Annotated in this window: 10 protein-coding genes, 17 tRNA genes and 3 rRNA genes; all 30 read right to left on the bottom strand. The window is 49.9% G+C overall.

Annotated features, from left to right (window positions below):
• Nucleotides 1-16 precede the first annotated feature (16 nt).
• The gene (iolC, locus tag AC4E8D_RS01615) at nucleotides 17-1,027 is read right to left on the bottom strand and encodes a 5-dehydro-2-deoxygluconokinase (protein ID WP_047841171.1); all 1,011 of its coding nucleotides are present in this window, start codon (nucleotides 1,025-1,027) and stop codon (nucleotides 17-19) included.
• 199 nt (nucleotides 1,028-1,226) lie between these two features.
• Complete coding sequence (gene iolE, locus AC4E8D_RS01610; protein ID WP_221824328.1) at nucleotides 1,227-2,129, bottom strand: myo-inosose-2 dehydratase; 903 nt, start codon at nucleotides 2,127-2,129, stop codon at nucleotides 1,227-1,229.
• Between the two features lie 53 nt (nucleotides 2,130-2,182).
• Nucleotides 2,183-4,048: a 3D-(3,5/4)-trihydroxycyclohexane-1,2-dione acylhydrolase (decyclizing) gene (gene iolD / locus AC4E8D_RS01605; protein WP_490205774.1), complete on the bottom strand. Its 1,866-nt coding sequence runs from the start codon at nucleotides 4,046-4,048 to the stop codon at nucleotides 2,183-2,185.
• Between the two features lie 392 nt (nucleotides 4,049-4,440).
• A tRNA-Gly gene (locus AC4E8D_RS01600) sits at nucleotides 4,441-4,511 on the bottom strand.
• 10 nt (nucleotides 4,512-4,521) lie between these two features.
• A tRNA-Pro gene (locus tag AC4E8D_RS01595) sits at nucleotides 4,522-4,595 on the bottom strand.
• A gap of 7 nt (nucleotides 4,596-4,602) precedes the next feature.
• Nucleotides 4,603-4,681: transfer RNA gene (locus tag AC4E8D_RS01590), tRNA-Leu, on the bottom strand.
• A gap of 17 nt (nucleotides 4,682-4,698) precedes the next feature.
• Nucleotides 4,699-4,775: transfer RNA gene (locus AC4E8D_RS01585), tRNA-Arg, on the bottom strand.
• A gap of 7 nt (nucleotides 4,776-4,782) precedes the next feature.
• A tRNA-Gly gene (locus tag AC4E8D_RS01580) sits at nucleotides 4,783-4,857 on the bottom strand.
• Nucleotides 4,858-4,867: 10 nt separating this feature from the next.
• Nucleotides 4,868-4,948 (bottom strand) — tRNA-Leu (locus AC4E8D_RS01575).
• A gap of 6 nt (nucleotides 4,949-4,954) precedes the next feature.
• Nucleotides 4,955-5,030 (bottom strand) — tRNA-Lys (locus AC4E8D_RS01570).
• Between the two features lie 10 nt (nucleotides 5,031-5,040).
• A tRNA-Tyr gene (locus AC4E8D_RS01565) sits at nucleotides 5,041-5,126 on the bottom strand.
• A 9-nt stretch (nucleotides 5,127-5,135) separates the two neighbouring features.
• Nucleotides 5,136-5,211 (bottom strand) — tRNA-Thr (locus tag AC4E8D_RS01560).
• Between the two features lie 20 nt (nucleotides 5,212-5,231).
• A tRNA-Phe gene (locus AC4E8D_RS01555) sits at nucleotides 5,232-5,307 on the bottom strand.
• Nucleotides 5,308-5,323: 16 nt separating this feature from the next.
• A tRNA-Asp gene (locus AC4E8D_RS01550) sits at nucleotides 5,324-5,401 on the bottom strand.
• 27 nt (nucleotides 5,402-5,428) lie between these two features.
• A tRNA-Met gene (locus tag AC4E8D_RS01545) sits at nucleotides 5,429-5,502 on the bottom strand.
• Between the two features lie 17 nt (nucleotides 5,503-5,519).
• A tRNA-Val gene (locus AC4E8D_RS01540) sits at nucleotides 5,520-5,595 on the bottom strand.
• A 6-nt stretch (nucleotides 5,596-5,601) separates the two neighbouring features.
• A tRNA-Glu gene (locus AC4E8D_RS01535) sits at nucleotides 5,602-5,673 on the bottom strand.
• 4 nt (nucleotides 5,674-5,677) lie between these two features.
• Nucleotides 5,678-5,753: transfer RNA gene (locus AC4E8D_RS01530), tRNA-Asn, on the bottom strand.
• A gap of 1 nt (nucleotide 5,754) precedes the next feature.
• Nucleotides 5,755-5,830, bottom strand: a tRNA-Ala gene (locus AC4E8D_RS01525).
• Between the two features lie 34 nt (nucleotides 5,831-5,864).
• Nucleotides 5,865-5,938, bottom strand: a tRNA-Ile gene (locus tag AC4E8D_RS01520).
• Between the two features lie 38 nt (nucleotides 5,939-5,976).
• Nucleotides 5,977-6,093: ribosomal RNA gene (rrf, locus tag AC4E8D_RS01515) — 5S ribosomal RNA — on the bottom strand.
• 75 nt (nucleotides 6,094-6,168) lie between these two features.
• Nucleotides 6,169-9,096: ribosomal RNA gene (locus AC4E8D_RS01510) — 23S ribosomal RNA — on the bottom strand.
• Nucleotides 9,097-9,407: 311 nt separating this feature from the next.
• A 16S ribosomal RNA gene (locus AC4E8D_RS01505) occupies nucleotides 9,408-10,960 on the bottom strand.
• The 16S, 23S and 5S rRNA genes sit together here with 17 tRNA genes alongside, the layout of an rRNA operon.
• Nucleotides 10,961-11,587: 627 nt before the next feature.
• On the bottom strand, nucleotides 11,588-12,133 hold the full coding sequence (locus AC4E8D_RS01500) for a GNAT family N-acetyltransferase (RefSeq protein ID WP_221822242.1): 546 nt from the start codon (nucleotides 12,131-12,133) through the stop codon (nucleotides 11,588-11,590).
• 51 nt (nucleotides 12,134-12,184) lie between these two features.
• Entirely contained in the window at nucleotides 12,185-13,789 is a 1,605-nt protein-coding gene (locus tag AC4E8D_RS01495; protein ID WP_221822244.1) for a response regulator, read from the bottom strand.
• Nucleotides 13,786-14,478, bottom strand: coding sequence for a sensor histidine kinase (locus AC4E8D_RS01490; protein ID WP_490205773.1), 693 nt, complete (start codon nucleotides 14,476-14,478; stop codon nucleotides 13,786-13,788). The genes AC4E8D_RS01495 and AC4E8D_RS01490 overlap by 4 nt, the downstream gene beginning before the upstream one ends.
• A 13-nt stretch (nucleotides 14,479-14,491) precedes the next feature.
• Entirely contained in the window at nucleotides 14,492-15,655 is a 1,164-nt protein-coding gene (locus tag AC4E8D_RS01485; RefSeq protein WP_490205772.1) for a HAMP domain-containing protein, read from the bottom strand.
• A 28-nt stretch (nucleotides 15,656-15,683) separates the two neighbouring features.
• Nucleotides 15,684-16,532, bottom strand: coding sequence for a carbohydrate ABC transporter permease (locus tag AC4E8D_RS01480; RefSeq protein ID WP_192136130.1), 849 nt, complete (start codon nucleotides 16,530-16,532; stop codon nucleotides 15,684-15,686).
• Nucleotides 16,529-17,479 (bottom strand): carbohydrate ABC transporter permease, encoded by a 951-nt coding sequence (locus tag AC4E8D_RS01475; RefSeq protein WP_260632850.1) that lies wholly within the window; start codon nucleotides 17,477-17,479, stop codon nucleotides 16,529-16,531. The genes AC4E8D_RS01480 and AC4E8D_RS01475 overlap by 4 nt, the downstream gene beginning before the upstream one ends.
• Nucleotides 17,480-17,526: 47 nt before the next feature.
• Complete coding sequence (locus tag AC4E8D_RS01470; protein ID WP_221822248.1) at nucleotides 17,527-18,867, bottom strand: ABC transporter substrate-binding protein; 1,341 nt, start codon at nucleotides 18,865-18,867, stop codon at nucleotides 17,527-17,529.
• Nucleotides 18,868-19,158: the final 291 nt, after the last annotated feature.

The raw sequence follows: 19,158 nt of genomic DNA, 5'->3' as shown, positions 1-19,158 counted from the left end.
AGTATTGCAACGAGCTTCAAGACACGGTGATCTCGCCCCGATTGCAACGTTCAATGTAGTCATTTACCTGTTCGACCGTTGGCATTGCATCCGAACAGCTGTGGCTTGAAATAACGATACTTGCTGCGCCACTGCCATAGGCCATGCTGCGCTCAATCGTCCAACCCTGCATCAATCCATACAGGAACCCGGCTGCGTAGGAGTCGCCTGCACCAAACGTTTTTACAACTTTTGCCGGGTAGCTATCCGCACGGTGGGAAAGCCCTTCACGCGTATAAGCAATGGACCCTTCCTTGCCGTGTTTGATTACAACGATGTTGGCTGAGAAATCAAACCATTTCTGTGCAGTTACCTGATCGCTATGATCCGGATTATGGTCGAATGTCTCCATCATGTCGAACTCCTCACGTGTGCCCAGGATGATATCGCATTTCTCGGCTGCAAGGTTGTAATAGACCGCTGTCTCTTCATCTGATGTCCAGGTGTATGGGCGATAGTCCAGATCAAACACAATAACTGTGCCATGTTTTTTCGCATACGTTAGTGCCTGTAATACAGCTTCACGGGATGGGCTTTGCGCGAGGGCTGTGCCTGAGATTAGCAGCACTTTGGAGTCAGCAATCAACTGCTCTTGTACTTCTTGCGCTTGTAATAACAGATCCGCTACATTGTCCCGGTACATCAGGATACTGCAATCCGTTGGGCTTTTGATTTCGGTAAAAGCAAGCCCTGTCACCGCTCCGGTGTCATCTGTAACTACATTCGATGTGTCGATGCCGTTCTTCTCCAAATAACTCTGGATGAATCTGCCCATCTGGTCACCCGCGATCTTACCGATAAAAGCCGTCTCCATACCCAGTCTGGACATGCCAATCGTAATATTGGCCGGAGAGCCGCCAACATACTTCGTGAACGTCATCGTCTCTTCCATCGGGCGATTGATCTCATTGGCGTTCAAGTCGATGCACAAGCGGCCAATCGCGGTGAAATCCTTCTTCCTGGATACCGGAAAGGATACATAGGTCATTGCATGTGAGCCCCTTTCTGTGTTGGGATTTTACATGTTGTATATGGATATCTAGACTAGTTACTCATTCCATCGTAAGGACTCGTAAACGGCTAGAGTAAATCAGTTTTATTTTCCAATCGTAACGTTATACTCTTGCTGGCCTTCTTCCTTTTTCAATTCATAGGTGTGGCCTCTGACCGCTGCAATGCTAAACGAATCAGCTGTGTTGGTATAACGACTCCATATAGTTCAAAGATCGCTTCGCATACTCATACGGGTTATGAATCGCAGGGTCCTGCTCTCCTTCAAGCATCGCCCAGCCATCGTACCCTCGTGTGATCAGTTCCTGCAGAATTGGTGCAAAATCAATGCATCCATCCCCTGGTACGGTGAACACCCCTCTACGAATACAGCCGACAAAGTCAGAGTGCTCCGCGCGTGCTTCATCCAGCACATGCGGGCGGATATCTTTCAGATGGATATAGGCGATCCGATCATAATGTTTGCGCAGCAGTTCAAGTGGATCGGCTCCGCCATAGTAGGCATGACCTGTGTCATAGAGTAGATACACGAGAGAAGGGTCCGTCAGCTCCATCAGTCGATCAATCTCATCCGGTTGCTCTACCACTGTGCCTCCATGATGATGGTATGTGAGCTTCAACCCGTGTTCGCGGGCAATAGCTCCTGCTTCGTTCAATCCTTCAGCAAGGATATGCCATTCAGATTCACTGAGTCTGAGCACTTCTTTTTCGTGCGGAGTACGTCTTGGATCAAAATGAAGTGACCCACCTACCTCCGCCGTACTAATCACCTTACTGCCCATGGATTGTAGAAATTCCGCATGTCTGCGATAACTGTCCAGCTCCGACTGACGATACGCCGGATCGGAGAGAAGTACCGATTTCCACTGGGAGACCAGCTTGATATTCCTCTTACTCAATTCCTCACGCAATATATCAGGATCGGTTGGATATTTACGCCCCATCTCTGTACCTGTCAGCCCAAGACGCTGAATGTCATCCAGAATCTGTGCACACGTTGTCGCGTCACCATGCTCTTTCACATCTTCACCGACCCAATTGATCGGATGAATCCCAAGCTGGAATGGCAGCTTGCTCATTGCTCCACGTCTCCTTTGTCGTTCAACATTGTGGTTCACTATATTAAACTGGATTAAATCGGTCTTGCTTTAGCACGGTTGGCTTGCATGGTTTGATGAGCATGAACTACCTTTTCTTCGGCAGATACCTCAGGTACACCCACATTCCACCATGACTCGTATCCACCTGCGTTGGTTCCAGGCACGACCGGAATCTCAATCAACGTACTCACTGTTTCGTTCTTCGCATCTCGGAGTGCCTGTTCCAGCTGTTCTGCTGTCTCCGCTCTATAGGATTTGGCTCCCATACTTCGGGCGTGTGCAGCAAAGTCCATTGGCATGTAGTCCCCGGTCAGTCGTCCACTCTCGGATTCCCGATAACGGAACTCATTGCCGAATCCGTCACTACCATGTTCCCGCTGCAAATTATGAATACACTGGAATCCATTGTTGTTGAATAATAGAACAGTCATCTTCTTCTGTTCCTGCAGACTGGTCACAAACTCCGAATGCAGCATCAGATAACTGCCATCCCCTACCATGGCGTACACTTCACGATCCGGCTCGGCAAGTGCTGCTCCGAACGCTCCACTTACCTCGTACCCCATACAGGAGAACCCATACTCCATGTGATACGTCTTTGGTTCAGCCGCACGCCACAGACGATGCAGATCACCCGGCAGACTGCCCGCCGCACACACAATAACGGAGGATGGATCAATTGTCCGGTTAACGATGCCAACTGCTGTAGTCTGTGCCAGCCCTGCTTCATGTTGAGCTGCATACAGCCGATCCACTTCTGCATTCCACTCAGCCCGGAGATCAGCGATTTCGGATGCGCCATATGCACATCGGTATTGTCTTTCCTGCAATTCCTTCTGCAAAGCCTGCAATCCTTCGCGTGCATCTGCCAGAATGGCTTCCCCGCCTAGCTTGGCTGCATCCATGCTGTTCAAGTTGATGTTGATGAATGAAGCTTCCGGATGTTGAAAAGCAGAGCGGGACGCCGTCGTGAAATCCGAGAACCGCGTACCGACGCCGATCACCACATCCGCTTCTCTCGCCAGCCTATTGGCTGCCAGAGAGCCGGTAACCCCGATGGCCCCCACATTTAGTGGGTGGTCCCAAGAGATTGCGCTCTTGCCCGCCTGCGTTTCGGCGATCGGAATACCAAATGCCTCGGCGAACTCCACGAGCTGGGCGGATGCCTCAGAGTACAACACACCGCCGCCTGCAACGAGCAGCGGCTTACTGCCTCGGGCAATCTGCTCCGTTGCCCGCTCAATGGCTGCCTGTACCGGGGGGCGACGATCCAGATAATGTACTTTGCGGGCAAAGAACGATTCTGGATAATCGTACGCCTCTGCCTGCACATCCTGCGGCAGTGCGAGCGTTACTGCTCCCGTCTCTGCTGGATCGGTTAGCACACGCATGGCCTGTGTAACAGCAATCATCAACTGTTCGGGACGAACAATGCGATCCCAGTACTTGCTGACGGCTTTGAATGGATCAGTGGCTGAGATTGTATAATCATTGCTCACTTCCAACTGCTGAAGTACCGGGTCTGGTTCCCGTGTAGCAAAGTTATCTCCAGGCAGCAATAAAACTGGAATTCGGTTCACCGTTGCGGTAGCTGCGGCTGTAATCATATTCAAAGCACCAGGTCCAATCGATGTTGTACATGCATAGATCTGTCTACGATTCTTCTGCTTGGCATAAGCCGCTGCCGTATGCACCATGCCTTGTTCGTTCTTGCCTTGCATATACGTCAGGCTTCCCGGACTGCGCTCCAGCGCTTCTCCAATGCCTGTTACATTGCCATGTCCAAAAATACCGATGATTCCCTTCACAAACTTGGTTTCCACCCCGTCAACCGAGATATATTGCTGATCCAAGTATCGAAGCAGTGCCTGAGCCATCGTTAGTCGAATTGTTTTCATGAATTGATCGCCGTCCTTTCCTTTACGGGTTAAGCGCTTAATCTACGTTAAGTTTAAGCGCCTTACCCCTAAAGGTTAAGCGCTTAATTGATATGGTATTACAGGTTAATGATTTACGCAAGCTATTTTTGTAAGCGTTTTTATGAAATGCGGTAAAGGAAAGATATTCTTGTGTTCGAACATGCACTAGACCTTCTCTGTTTGAACACTTCCATAATGACTAAGAACAGACTTAAAAGGGGGGGAAATATATCATGAGGATGGGATACATGCTGGTACATGCTAATCAGCCATATAATCCGTGATCTTTGTATACAATTATGATCAATATGCCTGTGAATGCAAAAAAAAGAAAGAGACGGTGAATACCATCTCTTTCTTATCAATATTTAAGCGGGTGATGGGAATCGAACCCACGCTATTAGCTTGGAAGGCTAAAGTTCTACCATTGAACTACACCCGCATAACAACAATCGGGATGACACGATTTGAACATGCGACCCCCTGGTCCCAAACCAGGTGCTCTACCAAGCTGAGCTACATCCCGTTATCTATACCGGCGAGAGGACTCGAACCTCCACGGTTTCCCACTCGATTTTGAGTCGAGCGCGTCTGCCATTCCGCCACGCCGGCAAAATATGAAGTTATAATGGCGCGCCCTGAGAGATTCGAACTCCCGGCCTTTTGATTCGTAGTCAAACGCTCTATCCAGCTGAGCTAAGGGCGCAAAATATTGGAGCGGAAGACGGGAATCGAACCCGCGACCCTCGCCTTGGCAAGGCGATGCTCTACCGCTGAGCCACTTCCGCAAATAAGGGATGCGCGTGGAGGGACTTGAACCCCCACGTCAAAGACGCTAGATCCTAAGTCTAGTGCGTCTGCCAATTCCGCCACACGCGCATATAATGGTGAGTCATGAAGGGCTCGAACCTTCGACACCCTGATTAAAAGTCAGGTGCTCTACCAACTGAGCTAATGACTCATAGAAAAACTGGTGGAGGATGATGGATTCGAACCACCGAACCCGTACGGGAGCAGATTTACAGTCTGATGCGTTTGGCCGCTTCGCTAATCCTCCAGGATTACATGGTGCCGGCGAGAGGACTTGAACCCCCAACCTACTGATTACAAGTCAGTTGCTCTACCAGTTGAGCTACACCGGCGTATTACATAGTGTTATAAATGGTGGCTCGGGACGGAATCGAACCGCCGACACGAGGATTTTCAGTCCTCTGCTCTACCGACTGAGCTACCGAGCCTTACTACATTAAAAAATGGCGGAACCGACGGGATTCGAACCCGCGATCTCCTGCGTGACAGGCAGGCATGTTAGGCCAACTACACCACGGTTCCAGATCACTTTCTCAAAGGAAAGTATAATTGCGGGGGCAGGATTTGAACCTGCGGCCTTCGGGTTATGAGCCCGACGAGCTACCGGGCTGCTCCACCCCGCGTCGTTATAAAGTTTATATGGTGGAGGCTGAGGGGATCGAACCCCCGACCCTCTGCTTGTAAGGCAGATGCTCTCCCAGCTGAGCTAAGCCTCCATATTATGACCCGTAGGGGATTCGAACCCCTGTTACCTCCGTGAAAGGGAGGTGTCTTAACCCCTTGACCAACGGGCCTTACTGGCTCCCCGAACAGGGCTCGAACCTGTGACAACTCGATTAACAGTCGAGTGCTCTACCAACTGAGCTATCAGGGAATGGTGGAGCCAAGCGGGATCGAACCGCTGACCTCCTGCTTGCAAGGCAGGCGCTCTCCCAGCTGAGCTATGGCCCCATACTCTGGTGTATTTCTTGTTGTGGTCTTGCTATGGGCCCTGGTGGACTCGAACCACCGGCCTCACCCTTATCAGAGGTGCGCTCTAACCAACTGAGCTAAGGGCCCTTATCAATTTTCGAAAAAAAATACCCCAATGGGGTTTCGCTTGGCGGCGTCCTACTCTCCCAGGACCCTGCGGTCCAAGTACCATCGGCGCTAGAGGGCTTAACGGTCGTGTTCGGGATGGGTACGTGTGGAACCCCTCCGCCATCGCCACCAAACGCGTAGCTTACATTTCAGAGTGTTGTTCTCTGAAAACTAGATTCGAAACGAAACATGCGAATTATCACTTGCTATTGGATAAGCCCTCGACCGATTAGTACTGGTCAGCTCCATGCATTGCTGCACTTCCACCCCCAGCCTATCTACCTCGTCGTCTTCAAGGGGTCTTACATACTGGGAAATCTCATCTTGAGGGGGGCTTCACGCTTAGATGCTTTCAGCGTTTATCCCGTCCGTACATAGCTACCCAGCGGTGCTCCTGGCGGAACAACTGGTACACCAGCGGTACGTCCATCCCGGTCCTCTCGTACTAAGGACAGCTCCTCTCAAATTTCCTACGCCCACGACAGATAGGGACCGAACTGTCTCACGACGTTCTGAACCCAGCTCGCGTACCGCTTTAATGGGCGAACAGCCCAACCCTTGGGACCTACTTCAGCCCCAGGATGCGATGAGCCGACATCGAGGTGCCAAACCTCCCCGTCGATGTGGACTCTTGGGGGAGATAAGCCTGTTATCCCCAGGGTAGCTTTTATCCGTTGAGCGATGGCCCTTCCATGCGGTACCACCGGATCACTAAGCCCGACTTTCGTCCCTGCTCGACTTGTAGGTCTCGCAGTCAAGCTCCCTTATGCCTTTGCACTCTTCGAATGATTTCCAACCATTCTGAGGGAACCTTTGGGCGCCTCCGTTACTCTTTAGGAGGCGACCGCCCCAGTCAAACTGCCCACCTGACACTGTCCCCGCACCGGATTACGGTACCAGGTTAGAACCTAGATACGATCAGGGTGGTATCCCAACGTTGCCTCCATGCAAGCTGGCGCTCACACTTCAAAGGCTCCCACCTATCCTGTACAGATCGTACCCAAATTCAATATCAAGCTGCAGTAAAGCTCCATGGGGTCTTTCCGTCTTGTCGCGGGTAACCTGCATCTTCACAGGTATTAAAATTTCACCGGATCTCTCGTTGAGACAGCGCCCAAGTCGTTACGCCATTCGTGCGGGTCAGAATTTACCTGACAAGGAATTTCGCTACCTTAGGACCGTTATAGTTACGGCCGCCGTTTACTGGGGCTTCGGTTCACAGCTTCGGGATTACTCCCTAACCACTCCCCTTAACCTTCCAGCACCGGGCAGGCGTCAGCCCGTATACTTCGCCTTACGGCTTCGCACAGACCTGTGTTTTTGCTAAACAGTCGCTTGGGCCTTTTCACTGCGGCCCCCTCGTGCTATTCACACTACCGGGGCACCCCTTCTCCCGAAGTTACGGGGTCATTTTGCCGAGTTCCTTAACGAGAGTTCTTCCGCGCGCCTTAGAATACTCTTCTCGCCTACCTGTGTCGGTTTGCGGTACGGGCACCATCACCTGGCTAGAGGCTTTTCTTGGCAGTGTGAGATCATGACCTTCGCTACTATAATTTTCGCTCCCCATCACAGCTCAGCCTTACAATGTGCGGATTTGCCTACACATCAGCCTCACTGCTTAGACGGACATCCATCAGTCCGCGTCACTACCCTACTGCGTCCCCCCATTGCTCATAACGGCTTACGGTGGTACAGGAATTTCGACCTGTTGTCCTTCGACTACGCCTTTCGGCCTCGCCTTAGGTCCCGACTTACCCTGAGCGGACGAGCCTTCCTCAGGAACCCTTAGGCTTTCGGCGGATCAGATTCTCACTGATCTTTTCGTTACTCATACCGGCATTCTCACTTGTATAATGTCCAGCGCTCCTTACGGTACACCTTCAACCCTTATACAACGCTCCCCTACCCCTGATGCAAAGCATCAAGCCATAGCTTCGGTGGTGTGTTTAGCCCCGTTACATTTTCGGCGCAGAGTCACTCGACCAGTGAGCTATTACGCACTCTTTCAATGATGGCTGCTTCTAAGCCAACATCCTGGTTGTCTGTGCAACTCCACATCCTTTCCCACTTAACACACACTTGGGGACCTTAGCTGATGGTCTGGGCTGTTTCCCTTTTGACAATGGATCTTAGCACTCACTGTCTGACTCCCGGAAGTAAGTCTATGGCATTCGGAGTTTGACTGAGCTTGGTAACCCTTGCGGGCCCCGCACCCAATCAGTGCTCTACCTCCACGACTCTGTTTTCCGAGGCTAGCCCTAAAGCTATTTCGGGGAGAACCAGCTATCTCCGAGTTCGATTGGAATTTCTCCGCTACCCCCACCTCATCCCCGCATTTTTCAACATGCGTGGGTTCGGGCCTCCAGTGCGTGTTACCGCACCTTCACCCTGGACAGGGGTAGATCACCCGGTTTCGGGTCTACGTCCACGTACTAAGTCGCCCTATTCAGACTCGCTTTCGCTGCGGCTCCGGCTCTTCACCTTAACCTTGCACGGGAACGTAACTCGCCGGTTCATTCTACAAAAGGCACGCCATCACCCCTAAAACGGGCTCTGACTTTTTGTAAGCACACGGTTTCAGGTTCTATTTCACTCCCCTTCCGGGGTGCTTTTCACCTTTCCCTCACGGTACTGCTTCACTATCGGTCGCTAGGAAGTATTTAGCCTTGGCAGATGGTCCTGCCGGATTCATACGGGGTTTCACGTGCCCCGCACTACTCGGGATCCGTCTCGGAGGGAACAGACTTTCAACTACAGGGCTTTTACCTTCTTTGGCGGGCCTTTCCAGACCTCTTCGCTTAACCGGTTCCTTTGTAACTCCATGTGAGACGTCCCACAACCCCAAAGAGCAAGCTCTCTGGTTTGGGCTTCTCCGCGTTCGCTCGCCGCTACTGACGGAATCACTATTGTTTTCTCTTCCTCAGGGTACTTAGATGTTTCAGTTCCCCTGGTATGCCTCACACTAACCTATGTATTCAGTTAGGTGTAACTGGAAATTACCCCAGCTGGGTTTCCCCATTCGGACACCCCCGGATCAAAGCTTGCTTACAGCTCCCCGAGGCAGTTTCGTTGTTCGCCACGTCCTTCATCGGCTCCTAGCGCCTAGGCATCCTCCGTGTGCTCTTAGTAGCTTAACCATTTTGTTCCGGTTTTGACTGCTCGCTTCCCTTGTTTTGCTTGCGCAAAGCCAAAAGTCACTCCCATTCAATACCATCACAAAAGCAATTTAACTACCGTTTTTATTTAAACTTGTTTAACACAAGTTCAGCTAAAAAGGAATGTTCTAATTCGCGTTTGTTTCGTTTCGATATCTAGTTTTCAAAGAACAAGCTCCATGCAAAAGCAAGCTGTTTTGAGAGTTTGAGCTCTCAAAACTGAGCAACGAGTGAGTGTTTTGCAGCTAAGCTGCAGTTTTGAATGTTTCCACTCGGGAAACGATTCTCCATAGAAAGGAGGTGATCCAGCCGCACCTTCCGATACGGCTACCTTGTTACGACTTCACCCCAATCATCTATCCCACCTTCGGCGGCTGGCTCCTTGCGGTTACCCCACCGACTTCGGGTGTTATAAACTCTCGTGGTGTGACGGGCGGTGTGTACAAGACCCGGGAACGTATTCACCGCGGCATGCTGATCCGCGATTACTAGCAATTCCGACTTCATGCAGGCGAGTTGCAGCCTGCAATCCGAACTGAGACCGGCTTTGTTGGGATTGGCTCCATCTCGCGATTTCGCAGCCCGTTGTACCGGCCATTGTAGTACGTGTGTAGCCCAGGTCATAAGGGGCATGATGATTTGACGTCATCCCCACCTTCCTCCGGTTTGTCACCGGCAGTCTATCTAGAGTGCCCACCCGAAGTGCTGGCAACTAAATATAAGGGTTGCGCTCGTTGCGGGACTTAACCCAACATCTCACGACACGAGCTGACGACAACCATGCACCACCTGTCTCCTCTGTCCCGAAGGAAAGGTACATCTCTGTACCGGTCAGAGGGATGTCAAGACCTGGTAAGGTTCTTCGCGTTGCTTCGAATTAAACCACATACTCCACTGCTTGTGCGGGTCCCCGTCAATTCCTTTGAGTTTCAGTCTTGCGACCGTACTCCCCAGGCGGAGTGCTTAATGTGTTAACTTCGGCACCAAGGGTATCGAAACCCCTAACACCTAGCACTCATCGTTTACGGCGTGGACTACCAGGGTATCTAATCCTGTTTGCTCCCCACGCTTTCGCGCCTCAGCGTCAGTTACAGCCCAGAGAGTCGCCTTCGCCACTGGTGTTCCTCCACATATCTACGCATTTCACCGCTACACGTGGAATTCCACTCTCCTCTTCTGCACTCAAGTCACCCAGTTTCCAGTGCGATCCGGGGTTGAGCCCCGGGATTAAACACCAGACTTAAATGACCGCCTGCGCGCGCTTTACGCCCAATAATTCCGGACAACGCTTGCCCCCTACGTATTACCGCGGCTGCTGGCACGTAGTTAGCCGGGGCTTTCTTCTCAGGTACCGTCACCTTGAGAGCAGTTACTCTCCCAAGCGTTCTTCCCTGGCAACAGAGCTTTACGATCCGAAAACCTTCATCACTCACGCGGCATTGCTCCGTCAGGCTTTCGCCCATTGCGGAAGATTCCCTACTGCTGCCTCCCGTAGGAGTCTGGGCCGTGTCTCAGTCCCAGTGTGGCCGATCACCCTCTCAGGTCGGCTACGCATCGTCGCCTTGGTGAGCCGTTACCCCACCAACTAGCTAATGCGCCGCAGGCCCATCCCCAAGTGACAGATTGCTCCGTCTTTCCAGTTTCCTTCAGGCGAAGAAAACAACTATTCGGTATTAGCTACCGTTTCCGGTAGTTGTCCCAAACTTGAGGGCAGGTTGCCTACGTGTTACTCACCCGTCCGCCGCTAAGTATCAAGGAAGCAAGCTTCCTATCAACTCCGCTCGACTTGCATGTATTAGGCATGCCGCCAGCGTTCGTCCTGAGCCAGGATCAAACTCTCCAATAAAGTATTGAAAAGAGCGATAAGCTCATTTTGAATCTGACGAGATTAAAAATCTCATTTGTGCTCCAGTCAATTCAAGCCAAGGCTTGTCTCAACTTTCGCGTTCATTCTGCAAGCAGAATGTTTACTCACTCGTTGTTCAGTTTTCAAAGATCAAACTTATTTTGTTACCGAGCGTTGTTCTCCTCAGCAACTTTTATATCTTAACACTTCCGAACCAACTTAGCAAGCTCTTTTTTTAAGTTTCTTTCGAAGCTTATTTGTTTCACCTGCAACACTTTGTTTCTCGTGTTTTTTGGCCGGATATAGAATATATCATATGTACAATACAATTACCACTTGTAAAATATCCCATTACCAAGCCAACTATATATCTAGTTCAATTTCTTTATAATCTCTTTTTCCAATGGCAATATCCTTTTACTATACCCTATATACACTCACTGGTCTAATCTATCTCAATATAGGTTGTAAACAGTCTCCTTCATCATCATTACATTCGTTCTATAAGATAAGAAACATAATACTTCTACTAAATAACGCTGCTATCTATTATGTCGGTATCAAATCTAACAATAGAACTCCATATCCTGTGGGCTTATATAGATTTTACTTTCACTTTTTATACTATTAGTCTCTGAACCTGCCCATCACTATCGTGTCGTGATACTGTCCATCCGTGTGTCGCCGATCCCTTTTCAAAATGCCTTCGATCCCGAAGCCTCTCTTTTGATATAACTCGATTGCCTTATCGTTGGATGCCAGCACGTTCAACGCAATCTTCTCTACACCAGTCTGGTCTGCCCATTCTATCGACTTCTCCAGCAGGTTCTTACCAATCCCATGTCCCCAGAACTCTCGGGCTACACACACGCCGAACTCAACTTTATGGCAAAAGCGCTTCAACTCTGTACCTTCACATCGGGAGTATCCCACAATCTCGCCCGCCGCCACAGCAACAAGGAACAGATTCCGTGACTTCTCAGTGTCCAAATGGATGATCCGCCTAAACCCGGCTGCGTCGATATACGCCTCACCCTCTTCACGATCCATGTTCTCGGTTTCCCCATCGATTTGTACACGTAGTAAAGACAAGGCCTCAGCATCCTTTTCCTCTGCTGATCTAATGGAGTAAGATAAGCCTTTAATGTTATATTCCTGCCGATCGATCATCATAAGAACCAGATCTCCTCTTCCGCTCTGTATAATTACTGTACCTGTATCGCCCTACCCCACCTCAGACGGACTCTTGCCCGTAAGCATTTTGAACACCTGGCTGAAATACGTCGCATTACGGAACCCCGTCATCTCGCTCACCTCATATACCATGTAATGTCCCGACTGCAACAGTTCCAACGCTCTCTGAATCCGGTACCCGTTCAAATAACTCACGAAATTCTCACCGGTCACCCTTTTGAACAATTGACTCAGATACTTCGGATGTACAAACAGCCCCTTGGCTATCGCTTCAAAACTAATCTCTTCGGCGTAATGAAGCTCTACATACTGTTTCACCTGCTCGATAAGTTTATTGCTTTTCTTCTCGCCCATCTCCTTACGTATCTGTTCCAGCCAGTCGCAGATAATACGATCCATCCAGTTTACCAGATCATGCAAAGCATATTTCGATTGAATTTCACGCAGAAAATCACTCATCGCCAGCGGCGGCGTTAACATAGGGTGAAGTCGGTTCCAGCTATGCATCAATGTGTCAAACAAACTGACGGCCACAACCTGTACATCCTGTATCCCAACACATTTCCCCTCTTTCAGCAAAAGGCAAATATGATGCCATATCTCTTCCGCCAGGTCAGGTCGAATATCCGTCCAAGCCTCATTCCATTGACGAAGCAATAATGAATAATCGGTCACACTTGGTTCTGTTTCCTTTGATGTTTCATAATGGTAGATACGACTTCCACCTTGAAACTCTGCTGTTTCCACCGCTTCCCTGCTCTCGAGATAGGAATCTATCACCTCACATGGGTGACTCTTGGATCTTCCGATTCCAGCACTCACTTCAATTTTCAGATACGTAAAGATCTGATCGATCATCCGCTCCACAAGTGGCAGACATTCCTCCAGATAATCTTTATCTCCTAATAGAAGCAACACAAATACCTGATCCGAATAATCAACAATCTCTACCTGACCATTTAGGCACGCCGCTTGCTCCTTCACCGTCTCCTGAATAATATCGGCCGCCCCATAGCGGAGAAGCTGCCAATCCCGTTCTTTCATTCGAGTCAAAAACACGGGGCGATTCAGTTGCAGACTAATGGCGCGTGTCTGTGAGGACATATGAATACCTATATAGTCCATGCGTTCTTTAGGCAGCTCGTCAGCCCGATATCGCGTAGTCAGCAGTTCGTGAAGAAATTGTTTGCGCAAATACGGAAGTACCCGTCCGACCTCCTGCTTGTATGTCTGCTCCAGCCGCTCATGCCGCTCTCTCACATCTTGTTCCAGTAGCACCTCCCGCAGCACAGATTCAATCTCCTCAACCTCTGCCGGCTTCAGCAAAAAGTGATTCACACCCCAACGCATGGCTGCCCGGGCGTTCTCGAATTCGTCATATCCACTAAGAATGATGATCGGCAAGTGGGGATGATCACGGCGCAACGTCTGTGTGATCTCAAGCCCGGTCATCCCCGGCAGGTAGACGTCAGTCATAACGACATCTGGATGCATGCGGTGAAACAGCTCCAGCGCATCCAAGCCATTGGAAGCAGTGCCTGCAATGCTGAGGCCTAGAGAAGGCCAATCGATATGATCTGTTAATGCCTTTACAATATGAGGATCGTCATCAACAAGCATAATGGTCTTCATCATTTTTCACCGTCCAGCCATAGATTTAATTGCTCGTCGGTCTCAATACGCGGCAGCGTAATGGTCACTTCCACGCCACCTGACGCTCTATCGCTCAGTTGAACACCATATCTCTTCCCACAATAAAGCTGAATGCGCTGATGTACATTCCGTACGCCGATGCCACACGTCTCTTCGAGTTTCCACCCCTCCGGCAAACCCCGCCCATTATCCGTGATACGAATGACGATATCCTCATGCGGGCCAACCTCTTCGTGCATATACACCTGAATTCGAAGTGTGCCTTCTTCAGGGTGCCCGTGCATAACGGCATTTTCGATGAAGGGCTGCAAAATGATTTTGGGAATGTAACAACCGCGAATATGCGGATCGATCTGCTCCTGATATTGAATGGAGAACGGTAGCCGCTCTGACTGGATGTTAACGTAGCAACGGGCATGTTCCAACTCATCACGAACCCGTATAAACAATCTCCCTCCACTCAGTCCGATCCGTAACAGCTTACTGAGTTGTACAATCATACGACTGATATCCTTGGCTTCGTAATCGAGTGCGCGCCAGTGGATCATGTCGAGGGTGTTGTATAGAAAATGGGGTTTGATCTGGGCCTCAAGCAAGCCCGTCTGGGCTTCACGCTTGGCCCGGCTCTCATCCTTCACCTGTTCCATCAGCGTCGTGAGCTGTGAAGCCATATGATTAAAGCCATTAAGCCAAGTGGGCATATTCCTCCGTAAATGAGAGTTGGACCCGGGTATCGAAGTCCCCTTTCTCCAGTTGTCTCATTCGCTTGATCAATTGTCGTAAAGGCCGGATGATCTGCCTTACAAACAGGTACGCCAGCACAGCCGAGCATAATAGTCCAAGTACGGCGATGCCAAGGATCTGCCAGCCCGCTTGTCTGAGCGGAGATAACAGTGTATATACCGGAATAGTCTGTACAAGGCGCCACTGAAGCATGGCTGGCCTGGAGTACAGCACCAATTGAGCACCTCCGGGTTGGCCGGAAACCACTTCGTATCCGTCTGCACCAGGTTGGACATGTTCCTGAATCCATGCACTATCTATAATAGAAGAAGATGAATTTACAGCTCCACCCGGTTCCTGTACTGTACTCGCTTCATTTCTTCTATCCGCTCGTTCCTTCTCCCCTGCTGGATCAACTCTCCCCATCTGCATTACGACATTACCAGCGGTATCTACCAACAGGACTTTTCCATCAAGCACCATGGGTACATCGGCAAACCTGCGTACGATGTCCGCTCTGCTCAGTCGAATGAGCACATAGGCAACCGTCCCTCCACGACTGTCGAAAATCCGTTGGGCGTATCCGACCAGGGATTGGCCTGATTCGTTCTCACGCAGCGGAACCCAAGCGGCATCAGCCTTTTCAAGCGTAGCAAACCAAGAGTCGTGTGCGATGGTGTCCACCGGAAATATGCGATCAGCCATAGTCACTGTCACTTCATTAAAGACATCCGTATACAGTTCAATGGAAGTGATGCCTTCACTCACGACCATGGTATGATCCAGAATTCGAGAGACCTCTCTCCGCTGGTGAATCTGTGCAAGCCTGCCCGTATCAGCCGTTTCGAGCAGACTGGACAGTTCCCGATTGCTTGCCAAGGCATAAGCGGTTCCAGTTACCCCTGTGATAAAATCAAATCCCCGACGTGTGCTTTCGTTCAGAAGAGCCAGACGTGCTTTGCTAATCTCGGCAAATGTGACCGTGGAGAAAGACTGATATGCCAGCCAGACCACAACCGAGACGAGCAGGAGGTTAAACGCAATAAAGCAAGTCACCATCAACGTGGAGAGCTTGCTTTGTTGCAGCTTTTGATTAATGAATGAAGACCATCTTCCTTTCCCCATGGAAAAATCAACTCGTTTCGTCTTGGAATTACCCTTTGAGCCCAGAGGTCGCGATTCCTTCCACGAAGTACTTTTGACACACGATAAATACGATAAAACATGGCACCAGTGACAACACCGACATGGCAAACATCGGACCCCAATCGGATTGAGAGCTGGAATCAAGGAACAAACGCAGACCCAGCGGCACGGTGTATTTGCTCACGTCACTCAGGTAGATCAACTGACTGAAGAAGTCGTCCCATGTCCACAAGAACGTAAAGATCATCGTGGTAACCAGCGCTGGGAAAGCAAGTGGAATGATGATTTTGGTGTATATTTTCACAGGACCGCATCCATCGATGGTGGCCGCCTCATCCAACTCTTTGGGCAATCCCCGGAAGAACTGTACCATGAGGAAAATGAAGAAGGCGTCAGTCGCCAACCATTTTGGCACGACAAGCGGCAGATACGTATTCACCCACTCCAGGTGGTTGAAAAGGATATACTGCGGGATCAGCGTCACATGATGGGGCAGCATGATTGTCATAAGCATCAGGCCGAAACAGATAGCTTTGAAACGAAAATTCAGCCGAGCGAACGCATACGCCGCCATAGAGCAGGAAATCACATTACCCAGCACAGCTCCAAGCGACAGGATGACAGAGTTGGTCAGGAAGCGGGAGAATGGATTGCCCTGAATACCCGACCAGCCATTCATGTAATTTTGCCAATTCCATTCCTGTGGCCAGAACCAGGTCTCTGTAAAGATCATATGTCCCGGTTTGAATGAGCTGCCCAGCATCCAGAGGATCGGGTAGAGCATGATAAAGGCGATGCCTGAGATCAACACATGTTTGCCGACGACCCATGCTGTAGAGTTCCGTTGTCCAATCATGATTTCCCACCATCCTCATAGTGCACCCACAGCTTGCTGCTGCGGAATACGAGCAATGTAAATACGCCAATCAGGATGACCAGCACCCAGGCCATCGCGGAAGCGTAGCCCATCTGAAAGAATGAGAATCCTTTTTTGTACAGATACAGAGAGTACATTAAGGTTGAATTCACTGGCCCTCCGCTACCGTTACTGATAACAAAAGCCTGTGTGAACGATTGAAACGATGTAATCAGCTGCATCACGAGATTGAAGAAGATGACAGGTGACAGAATCGGCAACGTTATATAGAAGAATCTCCGAAGAGGACCTGCACCATCTACCGCTGAGGCTTCATCATACTCGGGTGGAATCTGCTTCAGGCCAGCCAGAAAAATAATCATCGACGATCCAAACTGCCATACGGATAACAGGACGATGGAGTACAGGGCATACTTCGGATTCGCAACCCAATCGGGAGCTTTAATACCTACCATGGCAAGGACACTATTGAGCAGCCCATCCCCACCCAGCATTTTACGCCACAACATCGCAATCGCCACGCTACCCCCAAGCAATGTCGGGATGTAATACACCGTCCGGTAAATACCGAGTCCTCGAATCCCTTTGTTGAGCAACATGGCTACCAGCAGCGCAAAGATCAACTTGACCGGTACGGATACAGCGACATACGTGAAGGTGACTTTGAGCGACTGGGTAAACAGTTTATCCGATGTAAACATCGTGGTGTAGTTATCCAGACCGACCCAGGAAGGGGCGGCCAGGATACTGTAATCAGTGAACGAGAAGTATAACGATACCAGCATGGGACCAAGGGTTAGAAATAACAATCCGACAAGCCATGGGGCGAGGAACAGAAGCGCTGCTCCATTGTGGGCATATCTCCGTTTCACCCGCCGGGTAGTTACACGCTCGATTCGGGCTTGACTGACCTGTGATGTCGTCATCTTCGCAACCTCCCCGCAGAATTAGAAGTCTGAGACAGTTTCAATTATTATTGACTCGATCCAAGCGTAGCCTTGGCTCCTTCAATAAACTGGGCAATGACATCTGGAGTACTGCCTTGACCGAAGGCGATCTGCTCGCTTGCGCTCTTGAAACTCGTGTCCACTTCAGCAAATCCTTGCGGGTATGGCGGGTCAATCTCGCTGGAGTTCTTCGATACCGTATCGATAAATTGGAAAATGACTTGCTCTGCTTCCGGCAGCGTAGGTTGCATCTGTTCACGAATACTGGAATTGACCGGTACCCCACGTTCAGAACCAAGAATAGCGGTTGCTTCTGGATCATTGACCATGAAATCAATGAACATGGCAACTTCCTTTGGATGTTTGGTTTTGCCATAACCGGAGAGGAACTGGCCTGGCTTCAGATATTCACCGATTTGCTTTTCACCTACACCATGCGGAAGAACCTGTATGCCAAGCTTATGATCCTGGTTTTTGTTCACCTGCTGGAATGTCAGCAATTGATTAGACCATGCAAAATCCATCGCAGCTGTACCCAGCGAGATCGGGCGTGTCTCCAGCGCATTGGTTGTGGATGCCGTTATCTCCGCTGTGGTCACTCCACCATTCTCGCGTAGTGCGCTCCACATATCGAACCATTGCTGAAGCTCCTCGCTGGTAGCTGTCATTGTGCCACCATCGAACAATCCTTTTCCGGATTGCCGGATAAACACTTCAAACATGTTCGTTGTACCGGAAATGTCTGCAGATCCATAGAACCCCTCACCTTTGGCTGCGGCGATCTTAGTCGCAATATCCCCAAAATCCTTCCATGTCCAGCTCTCTTGTGGTTCTTCGATTCCTAATTCCTGAAATACGGTGGCATCATAGATGACACCCGGTGCGTTAACTCCGAGGGTAATCGCATATAATTTATCGTCAATTGATCCGGCTGTAATCATGCTCTGATCATGGTCCTCTGTCCGCAGCTCTTTGCTCTCTGCAAACGGGGTCAGGTCAAGCAAGGCCCCACGCCGGGCAAAGTCAGTCAGAAAGGCGTAATCCATCTGGATGATATCAGGTGCATTCGAACCAGCTACCTGTGTAGTCAACTTGTCAAAGTAACCGTCCCAACCGGAATATTCAGGTTTAATGGTGATTCCCGGATGTTTCTCTTCAAACAATTGGATGACTTTGGTCGTCAGATCATGTCTAGTCTGTGATCCCCACCAGGTCATGCGCAGTTCAATCTTGCCTGATGAATCTCCTTCACTTCCACTTGCTTCTCCAGAAGAAGATGGTGTATCGGTGGCCTCTCCAGAACAGGCTGTAGCGAACAATAACAGGGACAGGCAGAACAGGGTTACCCACTTTTTTGTAATCATCATAAATGAATTTCCTCCCCTTCTTGCATTTATGGAATCGCTTACAAAATCTATTGTATCGATCCATTGCTGCACATGACATAAACAAAAGTAAGCTTTCCTGTCAAAAAAGTAAGGAGTTACAGGAATCAAAAACCACCAGGAATGATATTCCCGGCGGTTCCGTTCCCGTATCGGTATGATTATGGGTATACATGCATGATACGTGAGAAAAAGATAGCGGGTTGATATGGAACGAAAGTATGAACATCAAATCACGGCATTTCTTTCTACGGGCCATTGAATGGTCGGAAA

Source organism: Paenibacillus sp. SRL342, from assembly GCF_984798905.1.
The sequence above is the reverse complement of the archived record's forward strand: the minus strand, read 5'-3'. Positions and strand labels throughout refer to the sequence as shown.

What these genes read in the sequence shown, in the direction of transcription:
- iolC (WP_047841171.1), bottom strand. Translation starts at nt 1,027, where the DNA reads ATGACCTATGTATCCTTTCCGGTATCCAGGAAGAAGGATTTCACCGCG.
- iolE (WP_221824328.1), bottom strand. Translation starts at nt 2,129, where the DNA reads ATGAGCAAGCTGCCATTCCAGCTTGGGATTCATCCGATCAATTGGGTC.
- iolD (WP_490205774.1), bottom strand. Translation starts at nt 4,048, where the DNA reads ATGAAAACAATTCGACTAACGATGGCTCAGGCACTGCTTCGATACTTG.
- AC4E8D_RS01500 (WP_221822242.1), bottom strand. Translation starts at nt 12,133, where the DNA reads ATGATGATCGATCGGCAGGAATATAACATTAAAGGCTTATCTTACTCC.
- AC4E8D_RS01495 (WP_221822244.1), bottom strand. Translation starts at nt 13,789, where the DNA reads ATGATGAAGACCATTATGCTTGTTGATGACGATCCTCATATTGTAAAG.
- AC4E8D_RS01490 (WP_490205773.1), bottom strand. Translation starts at nt 14,478, where the DNA reads ATGGCTTCACAGCTCACGACGCTGATGGAACAGGTGAAGGATGAGAGC.
- AC4E8D_RS01485 (WP_490205772.1), bottom strand. Translation starts at nt 15,655, where the DNA reads ATGGGGAAAGGAAGATGGTCTTCATTCATTAATCAAAAGCTGCAACAA.
- AC4E8D_RS01480 (WP_192136130.1), bottom strand. Translation starts at nt 16,532, where the DNA reads ATGATTGGACAACGGAACTCTACAGCATGGGTCGTCGGCAAACATGTG.
- AC4E8D_RS01475 (WP_260632850.1), bottom strand. Translation starts at nt 17,479, where the DNA reads ATGACGACATCACAGGTCAGTCAAGCCCGAATCGAGCGTGTAACTACC.
- AC4E8D_RS01470 (WP_221822248.1), bottom strand. Translation starts at nt 18,867, where the DNA reads ATGATGATTACAAAAAAGTGGGTAACCCTGTTCTGCCTGTCCCTGTTA.